Annotated in this window: 17 protein-coding genes; 12 read left to right on the forward strand and 5 right to left on the reverse strand. The window is 68.4% G+C overall.

All coding sequences use genetic code 11. The features are described 5' to 3' along the window. Positions 1-30 precede the first annotated feature (30 nt). Complete coding sequence (gene metF, locus V9G19_RS05035; protein WP_462284397.1) at positions 31-906, forward strand: methylenetetrahydrofolate reductase [NAD(P)H]; 876 nt, start codon at positions 31-33, stop codon at positions 904-906. 6 nt (positions 907-912) lie between these two features. On the opposite strand, the gene V9G19_RS05040 is transcribed toward metF, so the two are convergent. Both V9G19_RS05040 and V9G19_RS05045 read right to left on the reverse strand, forming a co-directional pair. Further along, the gene (locus V9G19_RS05040; RefSeq protein WP_462284398.1) at positions 913-1,416 is read right to left on the reverse strand and encodes a YbaK/EbsC family protein; all 504 of its coding nucleotides are present in this window, start codon (positions 1,414-1,416) and stop codon (positions 913-915) included. Positions 1,417-1,445: 29 nt separating this feature from the next. After that, a complete protein-coding gene (locus V9G19_RS05045; RefSeq protein ID WP_462284399.1) occupies positions 1,446-2,099 on the reverse strand; it encodes a TIGR03086 family metal-binding protein in 654 nt (217 codons plus the stop codon). Positions 2,100-2,172: 73 nt separating this feature from the next. On the opposite strand from V9G19_RS05045, the gene V9G19_RS05050 reads away from it, so the two are divergent. From V9G19_RS05050 to V9G19_RS05075, 6 genes are all read left to right on the forward strand, one after another. Beyond that, a complete protein-coding gene (locus V9G19_RS05050) occupies positions 2,173-3,048 on the forward strand; it encodes a helix-turn-helix domain-containing protein (protein WP_462284400.1) in 876 nt (291 codons plus the stop codon). Positions 3,049-3,094: 46 nt separating this feature from the next. Beyond that, positions 3,095-3,667 (forward strand): ArsR/SmtB family transcription factor, encoded by a 573-nt coding sequence (locus V9G19_RS05055; protein ID WP_462284401.1) that lies wholly within the window; start codon positions 3,095-3,097, stop codon positions 3,665-3,667. A 61-nt stretch (positions 3,668-3,728) separates the two neighbouring features. Next, complete coding sequence (locus V9G19_RS05060) at positions 3,729-4,994, forward strand: MFS transporter (protein ID WP_462284402.1); 1,266 nt, start codon at positions 3,729-3,731, stop codon at positions 4,992-4,994. A 65-nt stretch (positions 4,995-5,059) separates the two neighbouring features. After that, positions 5,060-5,767 carry a hypothetical protein gene (locus V9G19_RS05065; RefSeq protein ID WP_462284403.1) on the forward strand — a complete coding sequence of 236 codons (708 nt, stop codon included), beginning with the start codon at positions 5,060-5,062 and terminating at the stop codon, positions 5,765-5,767. A 534-nt stretch (positions 5,768-6,301) separates the two neighbouring features. Next, complete coding sequence (locus tag V9G19_RS05070; protein ID WP_462284404.1) at positions 6,302-8,293, forward strand: ABC transporter ATP-binding protein; 1,992 nt, start codon at positions 6,302-6,304, stop codon at positions 8,291-8,293. 59 nt (positions 8,294-8,352) lie between these two features. Continuing rightward, the gene (locus V9G19_RS05075; RefSeq protein ID WP_462284405.1) at positions 8,353-8,904 is read left to right on the forward strand and encodes a hypothetical protein; all 552 of its coding nucleotides are present in this window, start codon (positions 8,353-8,355) and stop codon (positions 8,902-8,904) included. Between the two features lie 121 nt (positions 8,905-9,025). Here the strand turns inward: V9G19_RS05075 and V9G19_RS05080 are convergent, their stop codons facing one another. Beyond that, entirely contained in the window at positions 9,026-9,946 is a 921-nt protein-coding gene (locus V9G19_RS05080) for a zinc metalloprotease (protein ID WP_462284406.1), read from the reverse strand. A 310-nt stretch (positions 9,947-10,256) separates the two neighbouring features. Between V9G19_RS05080 and V9G19_RS05085 the strand changes: the two genes are divergently transcribed. Together V9G19_RS05085 and V9G19_RS05090 are read left to right on the forward strand one after the other, a co-directional pair. Further along, positions 10,257-10,547 (forward strand): DUF6504 family protein, encoded by a 291-nt coding sequence (locus tag V9G19_RS05085; protein WP_462284407.1) that lies wholly within the window; start codon positions 10,257-10,259, stop codon positions 10,545-10,547. Between the two features lie 11 nt (positions 10,548-10,558). Then, positions 10,559-11,011, forward strand: coding sequence for an SAV_6107 family HEPN domain-containing protein (locus V9G19_RS05090; RefSeq protein WP_462284408.1), 453 nt, complete (start codon positions 10,559-10,561; stop codon positions 11,009-11,011). 23 nt (positions 11,012-11,034) lie between these two features. On the opposite strand, the gene V9G19_RS05095 is transcribed toward V9G19_RS05090, so the two are convergent. Next, positions 11,035-11,982, reverse strand: coding sequence for a Dyp-type peroxidase (locus tag V9G19_RS05095; RefSeq protein WP_462284409.1), 948 nt, complete (start codon positions 11,980-11,982; stop codon positions 11,035-11,037). Between the two features lie 167 nt (positions 11,983-12,149). Then, positions 12,150-12,668, reverse strand: a complete 519-nt coding sequence (locus V9G19_RS05100) for an RNA polymerase sigma factor (RefSeq protein WP_462284410.1) — start codon at positions 12,666-12,668, stop codon at positions 12,150-12,152. A gap of 101 nt (positions 12,669-12,769) precedes the next feature. Between V9G19_RS05100 and V9G19_RS05105 the strand changes: the two genes are divergently transcribed. The 3 genes from V9G19_RS05105 (at position 12,770) to V9G19_RS05115 (ending at position 18,509) form a co-directional block, all read left to right on the forward strand. Then, entirely contained in the window at positions 12,770-13,039 is a 270-nt protein-coding gene (locus V9G19_RS05105) for a hypothetical protein (protein ID WP_462284411.1), read from the forward strand. A 208-nt stretch (positions 13,040-13,247) separates the two neighbouring features. After that, positions 13,248-17,204: a DNA polymerase III subunit alpha gene (locus tag V9G19_RS05110; RefSeq protein ID WP_462284412.1), complete on the forward strand. Its 3,957-nt coding sequence runs from the start codon at positions 13,248-13,250 to the stop codon at positions 17,202-17,204. A gap of 540 nt (positions 17,205-17,744) precedes the next feature. Beyond that, positions 17,745-18,509: an ABC transporter ATP-binding protein gene (locus tag V9G19_RS05115; protein ID WP_462284413.1), complete on the forward strand. Its 765-nt coding sequence runs from the start codon at positions 17,745-17,747 to the stop codon at positions 18,507-18,509. The last annotated feature ends 327 nt before the right edge of the window (positions 18,510-18,836 follow it).

The raw sequence follows: 18,836 nt of genomic DNA on the forward strand, positions 1-18,836 counted from the left end.
GCCGCCCAACCGGCCGGTAACCTTGACGGCATGTCCATCCCCGCCGACCTGCGCCAATCGCGGCCGACGATCAGCTTCGAGTTCTTCCCCCCGGCCACGCCGGCCGGCGCCGAGACGCTGTGGGATGCCATCCGCCGCCTGGAGCGGGTGCAGCCCGACTTCGTGTCGGTGACCTATGGCGCCGGCGGCACCACCCAGGACCGCACGGTGGCCGTCACCGAGCGGATCGCCCAGGAAACCACGCTGACCGCGATGGCGCACCTGACCTGCGTGGGGGCCAGCGTCGCGCAGTTGCGCCGGGTCGTCGGGCAGTATGCGGCGGTCGGCATCCGCAACATTCTCGCCCTGCGGGGCGACCCGCCGCGCGGTGGTGACGGGCGCTGGGTGGCCCACCCTGAGGGCCTTTCCCGTGCCGAGGACCTGGTCGCGTTGATCAAGACCCTCGGGGATTTCACGGTCGGGGTCGCGGCCTTCCCCGACATCCACCCGGAGTCCGCCGGCTTCGACAACGATGTCGAGGTGCTCGTCCGCAAGGCCGATGCCGGGGCCGACCTCGCGGTCACCCAAATGGTCTTTGACGCCGACAGCTACCTGCGGCTGCGGGATGCGGTGGCGGCCCGGCGCGACCTGCCGGTGGCGCCCGGCCTGATGCCGGTGACCAACCTGAAGCAGATCGCCCGGATGAGCGAACTCATGGGCACCCCGCTGCCGCAGCCGGTGGTGCGGCGGCTCACTGCCGTCGAGGGGGATCCCGAGGCGGTGCGGCGCGTCGGCGTCGAGATCGCCACCGAGCTGGCTCGCCGGATGCTCGATGAGGGCGCCCCCGGCCTGCACTTCATCACGATGAACCACTCCGGCGCGACGCTGGAGGCCTTCGGCAATCTCGGGCTCGCCGCGGTGCGCTAAGGCGCGTCACGCTCCCGCGACGGGGTGCGGCGCGCCGAGCGTCATCGCCAGCAGTTCGGCATACGTCGTCTCGAAGACCGTGTGCGAGTGGCCGCCGGCCGCCCACACGTGCGCGAACGGCTCGAGGTCGGTGTCGACGATCGTGCGGATCGGCGCCGGGTGGCCGATCGGGGCGACCCCGCCGATCGTCATCCCGGTATGCCGCCGCACGAAGTCCGGGTCGGCTCGATCCAAGCGGGCCAACCCGAGTCGCGCGGCGAGGAAGGCGGTGTCCACCCGGTGGCCGCCGGAAGCCATCACCAGCAGCGGGCTCGCGGCGCCCTCGTCGTCGATCGCCGCGAAGATCAGCGAGTTGGCGATCTCGGCCGGAGTGATCCCGAGCGCGTCCGCGGCCGCTTGGGCGGTGCGCACGGCGTCGGGGAGGTAGCGCACCTGCGGGGACAGGCCGCGCTCAGCGAGCGCGGCGAGCACGCGGGCGACGGCGGGATGCCGGCTCAGGTCGTCGGTCATGCCCGCTTCATATCAGTTCGGCGGGCTGATCAGGACACGGTGTCGGCACCCGTCCACCGGGGATCGCGACCGGACAGGGCGACCAGCCGGTCGATCGCGGGCGCGTCGTCGGCGATCTCGAACCGGGGCGCGAACGCCTTGCCCTCGCCCTGGAAGTCGGGCGTCAGCATCGGCTCGGCGAAGGCGATCGAGTCCTCGACCGGTGCCTCGTCGGGTGACCACGGCTGGCCGGTGGCAGTGGCGAGGTCCCAGCCGTGGACCTGATACTCCCACAACGTCATTGCCAGGGCCATGTCGCCCGGCATCGCGTTGCCGTCGGCGAGCGTGAACGGCCGCTCGGCCCCGCCGCCGGCGATGCCCTCGACGAGCCGGTCGCCGGCGGCCCGCACTTGCGCCGCCCCGGTGCCCTCGACCGCGGTCGCGGAGGCTTCGGGCGCCTGCCCGCCGGAATCGGCGAAGCCCGCGGCGAAGGCGCTCGACCAGCCCACGATGTGCTCGCGCAGGTCGGTGACGTCGAATTCGGTGCATGGGGTGGGGTCGCTGGCCTGGTCGTCGCGGATGCCGTCGAGGACGTCGGCCAGCTGGTGCAGGACGGCGCGGACCTGCTCGGCGGTGGACGTGGCGCCGGTGTTGGCGGCAGTGGTGTCGGCGCCGGTGTTGGTGGCGGTGTCGTTGGTTGTCATGCCAGTGACGTTAGGTCCCGGTCGGGCGGCGCTGCTTGAAGATTCGCGCCACTGCGCGATTTATCCTCGATTCGTGCCCGACCCGCCCGACCCTGCCGCCGACTCGCGGGCGATCCTGCACCCGGCGCGGATGGCCGAGCACGTGCGGCTGGACCGGTTCTCGGTGCCGGACGCCTTCGAGGGCATCCTCGACTGGGTGTGGTCGGTCGAGTGGGATCTGCAGCCCGGCGAGGTGCATCGCCAGGACGTGCTGTCGTTGCCGGCGGTGAACATCAGCGTCGGCACCGGCCCGCCGCCCGGCCCGCACCCACCCCCGGGGCCGTATGCCGTCAGCCCGCGCGTCGTCGGGGTCGCCCGCCGCCGGACCACCCGCGTGCTGAGCGGCAGCGGCTGGAATGTCGCCGCCAAGACGACCGTCGGCGGCCTCGGCGGGCTGATCGCGACGAGCGTGGCGGCATACACCGACAAGGAGGTGGCGATGGGGGAGGTGCTCCCGCTGGATGCGGGGGCGCTGGGGGCGGCGATGGCGGCTGCCCAGGGTGCGTCCGCGCGTTCCCAGCTGCTCCTGGCAGCGCTCGAACCTGTTCGGGCCCAGGCAGATCCGCAGCGACGGCGCACTGCGCGCGAAGTCTCCGCCCTCGCCGACGCGGCCGCGAACAAGCCGGATCTCTATCGCGTGGGGGAGTTGGCGGCATACGCGGGGATGAGCGTGCGCACCGTGCAACGACTGTTCTCGGAGTATGCCGGGATCTCGCCGACGTGGATGCTGCGCCGGTTGCGGCTGATCGAGGCGGCCGAGCGGGTCGCGCGTGGACAGCAGGCCCGGTGGGCCGAGGTCGCCGCCGATCTCGGCTACAGCGACCAGGCGCACCTGACCCGCGACTTCACCGCCGCCGTCGGGCAGTCACCGGCCGCGTATGCCGCCGCGCAGCGAGAGTTCGACGTATAGAAAAGCAACATTGCGCAATAATGATTGTGCAACTACGATTGTGGGTATGACGAAACCCGAAGTGCGCCAACTCCGCGACGCTGCCCCCCTGGCGGCGCTCGCCCATCCCTTCCGCGCCCGCATGCTCGACGCGCTCAAGGTCGACGGCCCGTCGACGGCATCGATGCTCGCCCGCCGCACCGGCCAGGCCGTCGGCAACGCCAGCCACCATCTGAAGGTGCTGGCCGACGCCGGTCTGGTCGAAGAGGCCCCCGAACTCGCCAAGGACAAGCGGGAGCGCTGGTGGCGCCTGGTCTCCAGCGGAACGCGTTGGACGACAAGCGATTTCGCAGGGGACGCGTCCGCTCTCACGGCCGCCCGGGAGGCCGAGGCGCTGCAGCTGCGGCGCCAGATCGAGCGGGTCCAGGCCTGGCTGGCCAATGCCGACTCCGACCCAGTCTGGGGCGATGCCGCCTTCGCCACCCAAAACTGGCTCCAGGTCACCCCGCAGGAGTTGGACCAGGTGGCCGCGGAGGTGATTGCCGTCCTTCTGAGGTGGGGGGAGCGGCAGATCCCGGACGACGGCGCCGACCGGGAGTCGGTGATCGTCTTCGCGCGCGGATTCCCGGCGCAGCCATGAGGACCCGCGAACCGTTGCGTTCCGTCGTCGCTCCGATCCGTCGCGGAGGCGCCCGAACGCCATGACCATCACAACCAGACCGGTTGTCCCCGCCTTGGGTCACAACCGGAACTTCGGCCTGCTCTGGCTCGGCGAGGGCATCTGCGTCCTCGGCTCGATGACCACGCTGGTCTTCCCGCTGCTCGCGGTCACGGCGTTCGACGCCGGGCCCGGGATGATGGGCCTGCTCACCGCGGCCACCTGGCTGCCCTGGCTCCTGCTCAGCCTGCCCGCGGGGGTGTGGATCGACCGCGGCGACCCGCGGCGGATCATGATCGCCGCCGACCTGTGGTCGGCGCTGGCCACCGTGACCGTGCCCCTCGCCTGGGCGCTGGGCCGGCTCACGCTCGCGCACGTCCTCCTGGCGGCGCTGGGGGTCGGCGTGGGCGCGGTCTTCTTCCGCACGGCATACGCCTCGCTCATCCCGCGCGTGGTGGCGAAAGGCGATCTAGAGAGCGCGAACTCGCGCCTGGTGGGGACCGAGTCGGCAATGCAGGTCGCCGGCCCGAGCCTGGGCGGCGCTCTCGTCGCCCTGCTCTCTGCCGCGTATGCCGTTGCCCTCGATACCGTGACCTTCCTCGTCTCCGCGGCCTGTCTGTGGCGGATGCAGCCCGCGCAGCTGCTGGCGCACGAGCCGCCGCCGCGGGAGCCGATGTGGTCCTCCGTGCGGGCCGGCCTGCGCATTCTCCGAAGCGATCCCTATGTCCGCTTCATGGCGTGGCAGGGCGGGGCGTCCAATTTCGCGCTCACCGGGTATGGTGCGCTGCTCGTCCTCTTCCTGGTCCGGGATCTGCACCTCGACGCCGGCTGGACCGGGGTGGTCATTGCGGTCGGGAGCGCCGGCGGCCTGGGTGGGGCGGCGATCGCCCGCCGCGTCTCGGCGTGGCTCGGCCAGGGGCCCGCGATGGTCGCGCTGCAGGTGTTCGGTGGCCCCACGGCGTTGTTGATCGCCGCCGCGCAGCCCGGTCGGCTGGTCGCGCTCGTGCCGCTGGGCGCCGCCTGTGTCGGGGTCGGCGTCGTCGGCGCCAATGTGTTGCGCGGTGCCTTCCGGGGACGCTATGTTCCGGCCGCGGTCATGGCCCGGGTGCTCTCGGCGAGTTCGTTGATCAATATGGGCACGATGCCGCTGGGTGGGCTAGCCGCCGGTTGGCTCGGCTTCCACCTCGGAATTCGCGGGGCCATCGCGGTCCTGGCTGGTTTGCACGCCCTCGCGTCGCTCTCGGTTCTCCTCGGGCCCTACCGGCCGGGCCGGCCACTGCCGGAACACCCGTTGCGCCTGCCCGGGTGAGCCGCCCCGCCTTCCCGAGGGCGTCGCTCGCCAGGGTCCGTGGGGAGAAACTAGGCTCGGCCTTCGTGGTCAGGAGCACGGTGGAGCGGCTGGATCCGCGGCTTGTGCACCGCACCGTCGAACGGCTCGGGCAGCGGATCCGCGCCCGCTTCCCCGAGCGCGGGCTCAACACCGTCGCGGCGGAGCTGGCCGCGATCGCGGCGGACGTGTGCGACAGCGGGCCCGGCCGTCACCGGCGCCTGAAAGCGGTCGCGTGGTTCACCCGGCTCGTCGGGGCGGTCATTCTGGTCGCCACGGCCGCCCTGCTCGTCGTCACCGTCCGGGACGCCGTCCTGCACGGGCCCGATCAGTCCTTCGAGTGGGTGCCGCTGGTCGAGTCGCTGATCAACGATCTCGTCTTTGCCGGGATCGCGCTGTTTTTCCTGGTCGCGCTGCCGGAGCGGATCGCGCGCCGGGAGCTGTTGGGGACCTTGCACCGGCTGCGGTCGCTGGCCCACATCGTCGATATGCACCAGTTGACCAAGGACCCCGAGCGGCTGCGCCCGGACTTCGTCAAGACCTCGGTGTCGGTCGACCCGGGGCTGGATCGCGATGACCTGGAGCACTATCTCGACTACTGCTCCGAGCTGCTCAGCTTGATCGGCAAGGTCGCCGCCGTGTGCGCCGAGGAATCCGAGGACAGTCTCGTCCTGGACACGATTAGCACGATCGAGACGATGACGACCGGCATGGCCGGCAAGATCTGGCAGAAGATCTCCCTCCTGCCCGATTGACCATTTCCATGCTGGGCACCCCTATGTGGCAGCTGCAACGAGGCCAGTGCTTAGAACATAAGTTCGATGTGTTAGGGGGGCCCAACGAACGGCACCAGGGCCGCCGAACGCGTTCGAGTAGCGAGGTCGGCCGACTGTAGCTATCCTAAGGCTTGGGTGGCAGGCAGTCACCCAGAGAAGTCAGGGGACAAGGATGAGACAATCAATGAGTTGGGAGGGGGCGCATCCTCGAGATGACTGCCGCCCTTAGTTTGATCTCAGCGCCCGCATTTGGCGCTGAGTACATGCGGTATTTCAATGCGTTTATTTACGGAACTCAACGACTCCCAGGGAGTTCGTCGGACGATCCTATCTTACCCAGCGTGTCCAATGGTGCCGTATGGACGGATGCGCCGTCCGGATACTGCAACAACCGCTATAAGTTCCAATTCATGCGGGATGTCCCTGGTCTCCCTCCCGACGTCACCGTCGCAAGTGGATCGAATATTCGCTTTTGCGATGGCCAGTATGGAGTTGTTGGGCTGACGTGGCCGAATGCTCGCTACCACTTCAGTGTTGGAGTCACCGACAGGCCGAATTCGGGCAGTGGCTCAGGCTGGATTAGTGCCCGGTACTAGCGTCCTCATCCAAGGGCTCGCCCAGGGATACGGGAGTCGCCAGGTGCTCTTCGACATTAGCGTCGCGTTGGATGCAGGGATCACCGCGCTTCTCGGCCTTAACGGCGCCGGTAAGAGGACGTTGATCCGTTCCTTGGCGGGAGACCTCCCGCCCTGGAGCGGATCAATAACACTGGGGTGCGCCACTATGTCGGCCCGGTGGGATCGACGGCAACTGGCCACCATCGGTTACCTGCCGCAAGACCCCCGCCTACCGGGGCACATCCGCGTCGGTGACGCCATTGCCTATGCCCAGTGGTTGAAGTGCGGCCAGGGTGGCGTCCTGCGTCAACAAGAGTGCCTCGCTATGGTTGAACTCGCGGACCATGCCCGCGCCAAAGCTGGCACGTTGTCGGGCGGTATGCGCCGTCGGCTCGCCTTGGCGTGTGCGATCGTCTCTCACCCTAAGCTCCTGCTGCTCGACGAACCCACGGTCGGACTCGATCCCGAACAACGTTCGGGCTTGCGTCGCATTATCAGTCGCTCTGCGCAAGACTGCGCATTGGTCTTTAGCACACATGAACTCGCCGAGGTCGACCACTTCGATCCAGGGGTCGTCGTTATCCACGGCGGTCGCATCCTCTTTAGCGGTACAGCCGAAGGTACGCGCCGACTCGCACCTATCGACACGCCCGCCGCGATGCGTTTGGAGGGTGGCTTCTTGACCCTTGATCGCGGGCGTCTAGCGATGCGTGCCTACCGAATTCTGTTGCGTATCAGCTGGACCCGTTATGGAGCCCCGCTCACCGCTGCCATCGCGCTCCTGAGCCTCACCGCCGATCAAGGGTGGGTCGGCGGAAGCGCGTCAACCGCCGTCGCTGTCATGAATGCGGTGGGCCTTGCCCTACCTGTCGCACTGGCTGCGACTGGGTTGGACGGTGCCCGCGACAGGCACCCAGAAAGCTTCTTTGCCCCAGAAAGATCGGCGCAAAGCCCGCTCCGAATTGGCGTGGTTCAGTTCGCGGCGTCGACCACGTGGCCCACGCTCGCGTATGTCGCCGTCGTGCTCGGAGCAACGGTCGCCACGGGTCGAGCAAATTCGGCCGTGTGGCCGCCCGTTCTTCCGCTGGCAATCGGCTATCTTTCGATGCTAGCCCTCGTCGGAGCCGCGCTAGCTATCGGACGTCATACTCCAGTCTTGATTGGGCTCCTATTCAACTCGCTTGGTGCCGCCCTACTGATTGGCTACTTGGGCGTTGGGCCGGAGTCAAGGCCCGCCCTCTTTACACTTCTCGACTCCACCTATGGTCCTCCCGGAATGGTCTTCAACACGCCCACCGGCCTCCGTCAGCTTGCGTTATTCGGGTCGCTTATATTCTTTTCGCTCGTAGCGTTTCAGCGTCGGCTCACGGGGCGCATGTTGCTCGTGGGGACTGCTCCACTTCTTGCCGCTACCCCCTTGCTCTTGCTGGGATCTCCCCAGCGGTGGATTCTGCCAGCGGATCCGGCTGCGGTCTCCTCGTGCCACGTGAACGTGTGCCTCTGGCGGGACCACGCTGCCTTACAGCCTGATGTTCTCGCGGTCGTGAACGCCCTGCTGGCACTCGACCGTAATGGCCTTCCGGCCCCCGCGCGTTGGCAGGAATCTGCTTCTCCCGAACCGGGAGCAGCATCGTTCTATCTCGGAACTCCGCATGCGACGCGCACTGATGTTGGCTCCGCTATCGCGCAAGGCTATCTATTGTGGCTCTCTTGCGGGCAGCCAGCCAGTGACCCCAGCGCAATAGCACGAGAGCAATGGCTGAGTGGTCGGCTGGTGCCCACTAAGGGGCAAACCCTCGAGCACGTGAGCGAAATTGAGAGTTGGTCGAACGCGCGCCAGTGGGACTGGTTCGCTGCGGCCTTGCCACGGGAGTGTCGGCCTGCGTGAGGCTATTCTTCCGGATGAGGCGCGCACGCCTGGGCGTCCTAGTCATTGGCGTTCTCGGAATGGTATCGATAGCGCTTGGCGCGCTCCAGATCCCGTCTTTGCAACCGGTGCTCGGCGACGTGTACGTGCCGCTGCTGGCGAGCGCTCTCATATCCGTTGTCATGGGAATTGCGAGCGCGACCCTTCTCGGCTCGCCTGTCCCCACCATGGAGCGGACAGCGTCTCGGGATCTGCGGCCCAGCCGAGCCTTCGCCCTTGCCGGGCTGGCCCTGTACGGCGTGGCGTTGATGGCGATTAGTGCGGCCATACATCCCGAGAATGGGGCGCTGTTTCGCGAGCCAGCGCATTTCGTCGGCGGCCTTGGATTGGCTCTGCTTTGCATGCGATGGGTCGCAGTGCCACTGGCGTGGTGTGCCATGCTCGCGTACGCACTTGCCTGCCTCCTTGCTGGTGCTGCCTTCCCGCGCTTGGAAGGCGTCATGCTTTTCCATCCCGTAGGGTCGTGGCCCCGTCTGGTCGTGTCTGTTGTGGTCCTTCTGGTTGCTGGTGCTCTATACGTTGTCAACCCCGCCCTGCCGGCGAGCTACGACGACCAACAGTGGTGGCAATGATCCGATAGCTGGTGCGCAAGTGGGGGGCCGTGCTCCCAACCGGTGGCTGCTGCGCTCGTGCGACGCTGCGGTTCCCGACCTGCCGGGCGGCGCCTGGCACCGCCCGGCTGTGCTTCGTGTGCTATTTGCCCTGACGATAGGTCGTCCACTGCCCTTGCATCCGCGAGATCTGACCCGCGGAGAAGGTGTTCATGCACGCGTCGTCGGTGTAGTCCATGAAGTTCTTGATCGGGTCATTGCCCGCCTTGTTGCGGCAGCTGTCGCGGCCGGTCGGGCAGCCGTAGGCCGCCGACCGCTCGGCCGGGGTGTCGGCGACATAGTCGCCCTGGCCGTTACAGCCGCCCTGGAAGGTGTGGTAGAGCCCGAACCAGTGACCGGCCTCGTGGGTCGCGGTGTCGCCGAGGTTGTAGGGCGATGCGGTGCCGCCGGGCAGGGACTGGTCGAGCAGGACGACGCCGTCCATCACGTCATACGAACTCTTGGGGAAGGTTGCCCAGCCGAGCAGGCCGCCGCCGAGGCTGGCGGAGTAGAGGTTGAGGTCGTCCATGGTGCCCGTGCGCAGGGCGGTCTTCATGGCGCGCTCGGCGGTGGTGCCATTGGTCAGGCCGTTGTACCAGGTCGCGTTGTTGGTGTAGTCCGTCCCGGCCAGGGTGAAGCTGAAACCGGTTCCCGCATAGGCGCTGTTAAGGACGCTGATCTGGTTGTTGATCATGGTCGCACTGAGGTTGCCCTTGGCGCCGTCGGTGATCACGTGGAAGAAGACGTTCACCGTCGTCGCCGCGAAGCGCGCGTCGCTCCTGGCGCGGTCCTTGGCGTAGCGGGCCTCGAGCGCGGCGGCCGCGTCGGGGGAGAGGGTGTTGGGGTCGAGGCGGTTTCCGCCCTTGACGGAGCGCCCGTAGTTGACCGAGTCGGTGTGCGTCACGCAGGCGGCGCCCGCGTCACTCGCGCCGATCGGGCGCGCGGAGGCTGTCGGGGCGCCGGCGGCGAGGGCGGTGAGGGTGAGCAGGCCGGTGGTGGCGGCGAGCAAGCGAGGCGTCTTCATGCTTCCTCCGGTGGGGGAGACGGTGTGGCCGGCTTTGTTACCGGCCGGGAAACAGGATGACGCATGCGAGGCCCGCACGTGGCCGAAACGCGTGCCGAACTTTTTACGGACCTTGGGGTCGGGGCCGGGTTCTGCCTTGACTGGCCGGCGTCCTGGTGTAGAGTCGTAATAGGAAATATGTTCTCCGAATCAGCGTTCCTATGCGGTATCTAGTATGCCGGTTGTCGGTGCCGTGGTCGACCCTGTGAGTCGGTGGTTATGAGTCGGCGGCACCTGCCGGGGGTGTGCCGCGTGGACAGGAGGGTCAGGGATGGGACGTCGCTACGACGAGCCGGTCGAGGTGGATGCCCGCGAGGAGGTCATGCGCGCCTTCATCTGGCGGGGGCGGCTGTATGCCGTGCGCTCGGTGATCGACCGCTGGACCGAGCGCCGCTCGTGGTGGCAGGACCCCGCCGGGGCGCCGCGGACCGGGGAGCGGACGGTCTGGCGGGTCGAGGCCGCGGCGGGCCGGTCGTCGGGGACGGGGATCTATGACATCGGCCTCGATACCGATCTGCAAGCGGAGACACCGACGTGGACGCTGCTGCGCGTCCAGGACTGACGGAGAAAGCGATGACGACCACAACTGTGACGACCACAGCGCTGTCTGCGGCCCGGGTGGCCTCGGCCCTCGACCTGTTGGAGGGTGCGGCGGCCAGCCTGGTCGAGGCCAGCCACGCCGGCCAGATCACCGAGCGGTATGCCGAGGCGCACCTCGCCGCCCTGCGCGCGGCCGCCGCGGTGCTCGCCGCCCATCCACCGCGTGCCGGCGGTGGCAGTCCGCGCAATATCTGGGAGTTGGTGCCGGCGATCGCGCCGGAGCTGGTCGAGTGGGCGGAGTTCTTCGCCTACTCCTCGCGCCGGCGCTGGGCAATCGCCGACGGCATCGAGCTGGCCACTGCCCGTGAGGCCGACGACCTGCTCCGCGCCGCCGCCGACTTCCTCGAGCTGGTGCGCGGCACGCTCGGCCTGCCCCCGCGTGCCGGGCGTTCGTCCGCGCCGCTGCGGCTGACGCCCGCGGGGTGAGGTCGTTTGGGCGCCAGGCCGGATCAGTGTCCCGGGCCGTCTTCTGCACGGCCGGGTGGCTGGTCGTCGAGGAAGGCCTCGGTCGGCACGAAGTACAGCGAGCCGGTCACCGGGGTCGAGAAGTCAAGGATGCGGTCGGTGTTGCCCGCGGGTTTGCCGAGGAACATATTGCGCAGCATCTCCTCGGTGATGCCGGGGTCGGCGGCATACCCGATGAAGTAGGTGCCGAACTCGCGCGTCCCGATCGCGCCGAACGGCATATTCTCGCGGAAGATCTGGCGCTGGGTGCCGTCGGCAGCCGTGATCGTGTTGAGCGCGACGTGGGAGTTGCTCGGCTTGCGTTCCTCGGGCATCTCGATGTCCTCGAGTTTCGAGCGCCCGATGGCCCGCTCTTGGTCCTCGGTGCTCAAGGCACGCCAGCCGTCCAGGTCGTGCAGGTATTTCTGGACGATCACATAGCTCGATCCGGCATACCCCGAATCCTCCGCGCCCACCGTGACGGCGGCGACCGCCTTGGCGCCCTCGGGGTTCTCGGTCCCGTCGACGAAGCCGAGCAGGTCGCGATCGTCGAAGAACTTGAACCCGTGCACCTCATCGACGACCTGGCCGAACCCGCGCAGGCGTTCCTCGACCTGGCGCGCCATCTCGAAGCAGATATCGATGTGGTCGGCCCGCAGGTGCACCAACAGGTCGCCCGGTGTCGAGACAGCCGTATGCCGCTCGCCCTCGATCGCGGCGAACGGGTGCAGGTGCGCAGGCCGCGGTGCGGCATACAGCCGGTCCCAAAGTCCGGCGCCCAGGCCGAGGACGCACAGCAACTGATCGGCCGGGTAGCGAAAGGACACCCCGCGCACCAGCCCGGGCGCGTCGGCGAGGAACTGCCGGATCTGCGTCTCGGCGCCCTCCTGCAGGCTGAAGACCAGGAACATCCCGGCCCGGCTGGGGGGAGCGACGACGTGTTGGATGACCATAGCTATTCCGCAGCCGCGTATTCCGAAGCCGGGCGTGGCGACGGCCTGGCGGCGATGGTGCTGGGTCTGGCCCACGGACCTCTCCGAGGTCGCTGCCAGTTCGCGATGCGACGGTTCACAAGGGCGCTCCTGGATCTCGGCCGGTCGATTTCGAAGCCGCGCCCAGACTACTCACCCGAGGCAGGTCTGCGCCTTGTCAACGCCTCGTGCCGGTGACCCGGCAGGTCCCGCCGGCGGGCAGCTAGCTCACCACCGGCTACCTCACCGCTGGCTAGCACCACCGGCTGGCTCACCACCGGCTGATTCACCGCTGGCCGGAGTTGGTCTTCCAGCCGCGCTCGCACGCGGTGCAAACGGACCCGAGCCGCCCCGGCGGTGACGCCGAGGGATGCCACCGCCTGCGCCGGGGTCAGCCCGTCCCAGACAGTCAACAGAATCAGCTCGCGATCGACATCGCCGAGGGTCGCGAGGGCCTCCTGGACCGCCGCCACGCGTTCGGAGGAATCGCTGGCCGGGCTCGGTCGATCCGGTTCGGGCGGTGCCGCCGTGAGCACCGGTCGGGACGCGCCCTCGCGGTGATGGGCCAGGACCAGCCGGCGGGCGACGCCGAAGACCCAGGCCAACCTGGCATCCGCGCGGGGGATGTCGCTGCGGCGCCAGACGACGAGGAAGGTCTCGGCCAACAAGTCCGGGGCGTCCGCGGCAGCGACCCGCCGGTGAGGTAGGCGAGCACGCGCGGCGCGAGTTCTCGGTAGAGCCGCTCGAACTCCGTCTCGGACAAGGTCACTTGGCCGTCCCTGCGAGGGCGTCGGCGGCGATCTGGCGCATCGCCGCCGAGGATCAACCCGCCGGCGAGGGCGAGCACCTTGCGACGGCGCCGCTGCCGCTGCGTCGCGGGAGTGGGCCAGTCGGACGTAGGCGAGTCGGGGTGGACTTCGGCGGCGATGCGGGCCCACGCGTCCACAAGGACGCCCTGGTCGACCTGGGCGGGGGCGGGGTCGGCGCGCCGAAGCAGGTGGTCGAGGTCGGTCATGGGGAGGACTCCTTGCCGTCGTGACTGATGCCGTCGTCGGGTCGAGCGACGCAGTTGCCCTTAAGTGCGCGGGCGTTACATCCCGCCGATGATCCAAACCTGCCTGCCGCCGAATCCGCGACGTGGGGTTGACACGGCCGCCTGAGAGAGGGGTATTATTAAACTGAATTTCGATTCTTATAGAGTCGATCCGATCTTAGTTTAGCGCACGGAGCCCCGGGGGTGGATCTCGATGACCGACTTCGCCCACCTGCACCTCGCCTCCGGGTTCTCGATGCGCTATGGCGCGGCAACCCCGGAGGCGCTGGTCGAGCGGGCGGCGCAATACGGCCAGCCGGCGATCGCGCTGACCGACCGCGACGGGCTGTATGGCGCGGTCCGATTCGTCCAGGCGGCCGCCAAGGCCGGGCTCGCGCCGGTGCTCGGAATCGACCTGGCGATGGCCGGGGGCATCCTCGACTCCCCGCCCGACCCGCGCCGCCGCCCGCCGCGGACACCGGCCCGTGGCGGAGCGATCGTCGATCCGCGCCTGCCCCGGGTCACCGTGCTTGCCAATGGTTCCGGTGCCCACGGCCCGGCCACCGGCCTGGCGCCCTCCGACGGCTGGGCCGCCCTGTGCCGCCTGGTCACCGACACCCACCTGCGCGGCGAGCGGGGCAACCCGGTGAGCACGCCGTTCCGGGTCGCCGCGTTCGCCACCGGTGCCGCGACGAAGGAATGGGGATCCAGCGGATCGGCGAGAGCGCGGGTTGTCGGTAAGGGGGGCGGGGCGGAAGACCATCCGCGGTCGGTCGCTGCGCTTCCTCCCGCTCCCGCCAGACCCAGCCACCCCCCCGCCCCCCTTTCCGGCAACCCGCTTGAGCCGGCTCGGCTGGTCGTCCTCCTGGGGCCCGACTCCGATGTCGGGCGTGCGGTGTTGCGCGGCGACCGGGCCGGGGCACGGGCGCTGGTGAAGGAATGGCGGCAGATCCTGCCCCGCGACGGGCTGGTGGTCGAGGTCGTCTGTCACGGTGGCCCCGATGGGACGCCGGGGTCGCGCAATCACGCGGCGCGGATGCTCTCGCTGGCCGACGAGCGCGGCATACCAGCAATCCTGAGTTCCGCGGTGCGGCATATCGACCCGGTCGACGCCCGGATCGTCGACGTCCTCGACGCCGCCCGGCGCCTGGTGCTGCTTGACCGGCGCCACCTCGACCGGGTCTCCGAGGCCGGCCACCTCGCCACCACGGCGACCATGCACCGGATCGCCCGCGAGGTCGCCGAGCGGGCCGGCCACACGACCCACGAGCGCGCCGACCGGCTGATCGCCGACACCCTCGCCCTGGCCATGCAGTGCGCCCAGAGCCCGCGCCACGACCTCGGCATCGGCGCGGTGCACCTGCCCGAGCCGGAGGTGATCGGCATACCGGTTGGTGTCGACCCGCAGCGGGTGCTCGCCGAGCGCTGCCAGACCGCGATTTCGACCCGCTATCCGGGCGCGAACGAGAGCGAGCGGCATACGATCGAGTCGCGTCTCCGAGAAGAGTTGAATGTCGTTGCCGCGCTGGGCTATCCAACTTATTTCATGACCGTCGCCACGGTCGTCGACCTGATCCGCGAGATGGGGGTTCGGGTCGCGGCGCGGGGCTCGGGCGCCGGCAGCCTGGTCAACTATCTGCTCGGGATCAGCGGCATCGACCCGATCCGCTACGACCTGCTCATGGAGCGGTTCTGCTCCCCGCTGCGCGCCGAGCTGCCCGACATCGACATCGACGTCGAGTCCGCCCGCCGCACCGAGATCTATCAGCGCATCCTCGACCGGTTCGGCGGCGAGCGGGTCACCTGCGTCTCGATGATGGACACCTACAAGGTCCGCCACGCCATCCGCGACGTCGGCTCCGCCCTCGGTATGCCGCCGATCGAGGTCGACGAGATCGCGAAAGCGTTCCCGCACATCCGGGCTCGTGATGCCCGCCAGGCGATCGCCGACCTGCCCGAGTTGCGCAAGCGCGGTCTCGACGGCGCCCAGCTGGGCACGCTCTTCGACCTCGTCGAGGCGCTCGACGGGCTGCCGCGGCATATCGCCCTGCACCCCTGCGGGGTGATTCTCTCCAATGGCACTCTGTTGGACCGCACTCCGGTCGAATCGAGTTGGCTCGGGTTCCCGATGAGCCAGTTCGACAAGGACGATGTCGAGGTCCTCGGGTTGCTCAAGCTCGACGTCCTCGGCATCCGGATGCAGTCCTCCATGGCGTATGCCGTGGACGAAATCGCGCGCACCACAGGGCAGTCCGTCGATCTGGACAATCGTGACCAGGTGCCGCTGGATGACGAGCCGACGTTCGAGATGATCCGCACGACCCATACCCTCGGGTGTTTCCAGATCGAGAGTCCGGGGCAGCGGGAGTTGATCGGCAAGTTCGGGCCGGTGCGGTTTGAGGACCTGATCATCGACATCTCGCTGTTCCGGCCCGGGCCGGTCAAGTCCGACATGATCCGACCCTTCCTGGAGGCGCGGCACGGGTGGAGCGAGGCCCAATTCCTCCACCCCACACTGATTCCCGCGCTCCAGGAGACCGAGGGCGTCGTCGTCTTCCACGAGCAGATGCTGCGGATCATCGCCGAGACGACCGGGGTCTCGCTCGCCCAGGCCGACGAGGTGCGCCGGGCGATGGGCAGCCCCACGGGGATCGAGGAGATCGAGGTGTGGTGGCGCCCGGCGGCTGTTGCCCGCGGCTACGCCCCCGAGGACGTCGACCGGATCTGGGCGGTGCTCAAGGCATTTGCGTCGTTCGGGTTCTGCAAGGCGCACGCCGCGGCGTTTGCGTTGCCGACCTATCAGAGTGCCTGGCTCAAGACCCACTATCCCGCGCACTTCCTCGCCGGCGTCCTGACCCACGACCCGGGGATGTATCCCAAACGGCTGATCCTCGACGACGCCCGGGTGCACGGGATCGCCGTGCTCGGCCTCGACGTCAACGCCTCCGGCGACAGCTATCGCGTCGAGCGGCTCGACCCCGCCGACAGCGCGCTGCGCCTCGCCCCGCTCGGCACGGCCTGGCATCCCCCGGCGGAGCCCGAGCCCGGGATGGCCGACGGCCGCGGCTGGGGAATCCGGTTGTCGCTCAGCGATGTCAGCGGCATCAGCGAGGCCGAGGTCGCCCGCGTCGTCGCCGGCCAGCCGTTTGCCGGTCTTGCCGACTTCTGGCATCGCGCCCAGGTCTCCCGGCCGATCGTCGACAAGCTCGTCCTTGCCGGCGGCTTCGATGCGATGTATGGCATGGGCTCTGGCGGCAGCGGCCTGGGCCGGCACGGGCGGATCACCCGCCGCGACATCCTGCTCGGGGTGGCCGAGCTCGACCGGTGGGATCGCGGCATACGGACCGGGCGGCGGCGGGCGCGACCCGCGCGGCTGGTGACCGAGGGCGTGGCCTCCGGGCTCGATCCGCGCGATCTGGCTGCCGCCCAGTCGCAGGCGGCGGCGCCGGTGCGGGCCGAGCCGGTTCAGCTGTGCCTCGACCTCGGCGACGAGCCGCAGCTGAGCGCCGGCTGCGGGCTGCCCGATATGGCTGTGCCCGAACGGATTCGGGCCGAGCTCGACATCCTCGGCCTGGACGCGACCGGCCACGTCATGGACTTCTATGCCCCGATGCTGCACGCCCTCGGTGTCACCGCGAGCAAGGACGTGCTCGCCGCCCGCAGCAGCTCCACCATCCTGGTCGCCGGGGTCAAGGTTGCCACCCAGACCCCGCCGGTCCGCTCGGGGCGCCGGGTCGTCTTCCTCACCCTCGAGGACGGCACCGGCCCGTCCGACTCGACCTTCTTCGAGGATGTCCAGGGCCCGTATGCCGAGATCGTCTTCCACTCCTGGCTGCTCCTCGTGCGCGGCCTCACCCGCCGCACCGGCGCCCGCGGAATCTCGTTGCGTGCCACCGGCGCCTGGGAACTCTCGGCTCTCTGGGAGGCCTGGCTGACCGGCGGCATCGACGCCGTCCACGACGCCCTCGCCGCCACGGATATCCCGCTGGATGCCCGCGGCAACCCGGTCACGGGGGAGCGGACCGGCGTCGCCGAGTCCGGCGGCAAGCGCCGAGTCCTGGTGCACGCCAGCGGTTTCCAGCAGAGCCCGTATGCCGACACTCGCCCCCCAGGCGAATCCCTCACCTCCCGCAAGCTCTGGCACGCCAGCCCCGGCTCCTCGGGCTGGTGAGCTATCGCCACGTCAACGCCACAACAGTTCCGGTTGCACGAACCCGCCTCTAATGTCACCCTTAATTGAGGGGCGAATCCGTCCCTCGTCACCGATGTTAGGAGGAAGCATGCCCAAGCTCCATAAGCTCCGCACGGCCGTCCTCGTCGGAGTTCTACTTGCCGCTGGGGGGGGGCGGCGCTAGCTGCCAACGTGCAGCCGAGAGAGTGCACGATCTATGCAAGAACCCCCTACGCATCAAACAACCGAGTGTGGACCGGTGGGTCGTGGTTCGGCTGCGAAGCACCCGTCACCGTTGCCCTCAAGTGGGATCGGGTCGGTCCCGACGGGACGATCGGCAGCAAGCGACCTGCCGTCTCGGATTACGACTACGGATGGGAGTGCCGTTGGGGCACCCCACAGAACCGGACCCTCTACGGGAAGGCTTCCGACAACAATGGGGCCGCTGACGATTCAAGTCGAAAGGGCTTCACCAGTAGCCAAGTCGACTGCGAGGGCTGACAACCACTAACGCCCAAGAGGAGGCTGGCGTCGTGAATCATGTCGTCGCAGAATGCCACGACGTCGTCTTCGGCTAATGGACGGCGACAGGTCTTCGGTGGCCTGTCGCTGGCCATACGCCCAGGCATTACAGGCCTATTGGGCCCGAACGGGGCGGGGAAATCCACCCTCTTCTCGCTCCTGAGCACGCAACGGAAACCTAGCTCCGGAACCATCAACGTGCTTGGGCAGGATTGCACAACAATGGCAGGTCGCGAGGCTGTCCGCTCCAAGATAGGAGTCCTGGCGCAGCGATATCCGCTTGTCGGGTCGATGACGGTACTCGATACTGTTGCCTATGCGGGATGGGCTCAAGGGCTGACCGCGAAATCCGCCTATCCAGCCGCCGAAAGGATCCTTGACAAACTCGATCTCGCCGAGTTGACGGATCGTCGCGTTCGCACTCTCTCTGGGGGTCAACGTCAACGAGTCGGTCTGGCATCCACCCTTGTGCATGAACCCGAGCTGCTCATCTTGGACGAGCCTTCCGCCGGACTGGACCCGGAAGTGCGCATGGGTCTGCGTCGCACCCTGCTCGGCGTCGCCGCCCGGGCGACGATCCTCCTATCAACGCACTTGGTCGATGACGTTCTAGCGGTGTGTAACCACATTCTCGTCATCGACAAGGGGAAGGTCATATTCGAGGGTAAACCCGACGAACTCGCTTCGTATGCAGTGGAAGGGGACCACGCCGGCCCCGGTACTCCTCTTGAACAAGGTTACGAATCCTTGCTGGTGCAGAGGCGCCGTGAATGCGTGAACTGAGCAGACCAACTTGGCCGTTGCCCTGGTGGTCCGTGGCAGGTCCAGCAATCCCCATTGTGGCGCTTTGTGCCTACTCAGTCTCGACATCGCGAGATTGGGCTTACATTGCGCCTGCTCGCCTTTCTGGGCTTGTGGGTGCGTCTGTGTCCGTCAGCGGGGTGATCGCCTGTATGGCCGCAGCGTGGATCGGGGAACGATTCGCGAACCGGCGTTCTCCCCTTGCATGGCCGATTGTCCGTCGCGCCGATGGCCGTATGATCACACGCCTTGGCCGCGTGGTTACCTGCTCTTGGATTCTTATGCTTCTTGTGACGGGAGCCGTCACGG

This window comes from Nostocoides sp. (assembly GCF_037045025.1).
In the GTDB taxonomy this organism is placed as follows: domain Bacteria; phylum Actinomycetota; class Actinomycetes; order Actinomycetales; family Dermatophilaceae; genus Nostocoides_A.

Excerpts from the sequence above, each read along its gene's own strand:
- metF (WP_462284397.1), top strand. The coding sequence starts at position 31 with ATGTCCATCCCCGCCGACCTGCGCCAATCGCGGCCGACGATCAGCTTC.
- V9G19_RS05040 (WP_462284398.1), bottom strand. The coding sequence starts at position 1,416 with ATGACCGACGACCTGAGCCGGCATCCCGCCGTCGCCCGCGTGCTCGCC.
- V9G19_RS05045 (WP_462284399.1), bottom strand. The coding sequence starts at position 2,099 with ATGACAACCAACGACACCGCCACCAACACCGGCGCCGACACCACTGCC.
- V9G19_RS05055 (WP_462284401.1), top strand. The coding sequence starts at position 3,095 with ATGACGAAACCCGAAGTGCGCCAACTCCGCGACGCTGCCCCCCTGGCG.
- V9G19_RS05060 (WP_462284402.1), top strand. The coding sequence starts at position 3,729 with ATGACCATCACAACCAGACCGGTTGTCCCCGCCTTGGGTCACAACCGG.
- V9G19_RS05070 (WP_462284404.1), top strand. The coding sequence starts at position 6,302 with ATGCTCGCTACCACTTCAGTGTTGGAGTCACCGACAGGCCGAATTCGG.
- V9G19_RS05075 (WP_462284405.1), top strand. The coding sequence starts at position 8,353 with ATGGTATCGATAGCGCTTGGCGCGCTCCAGATCCCGTCTTTGCAACCG.
- V9G19_RS05080 (WP_462284406.1), bottom strand. The coding sequence starts at position 9,946 with ATGAAGACGCCTCGCTTGCTCGCCGCCACCACCGGCCTGCTCACCCTC.
- V9G19_RS05085 (WP_462284407.1), top strand. The coding sequence starts at position 10,257 with ATGGGACGTCGCTACGACGAGCCGGTCGAGGTGGATGCCCGCGAGGAG.
- V9G19_RS05090 (WP_462284408.1), top strand. The coding sequence starts at position 10,559 with ATGACGACCACAACTGTGACGACCACAGCGCTGTCTGCGGCCCGGGTG.
- V9G19_RS05095 (WP_462284409.1), bottom strand. The coding sequence starts at position 11,982 with ATGGTCATCCAACACGTCGTCGCTCCCCCCAGCCGGGCCGGGATGTTC.
- V9G19_RS05110 (WP_462284412.1), top strand. The coding sequence starts at position 13,248 with ATGACCGACTTCGCCCACCTGCACCTCGCCTCCGGGTTCTCGATGCGC.
- V9G19_RS05115 (WP_462284413.1), top strand. The coding sequence starts at position 17,745 with ATGTCGTCGCAGAATGCCACGACGTCGTCTTCGGCTAATGGACGGCGA.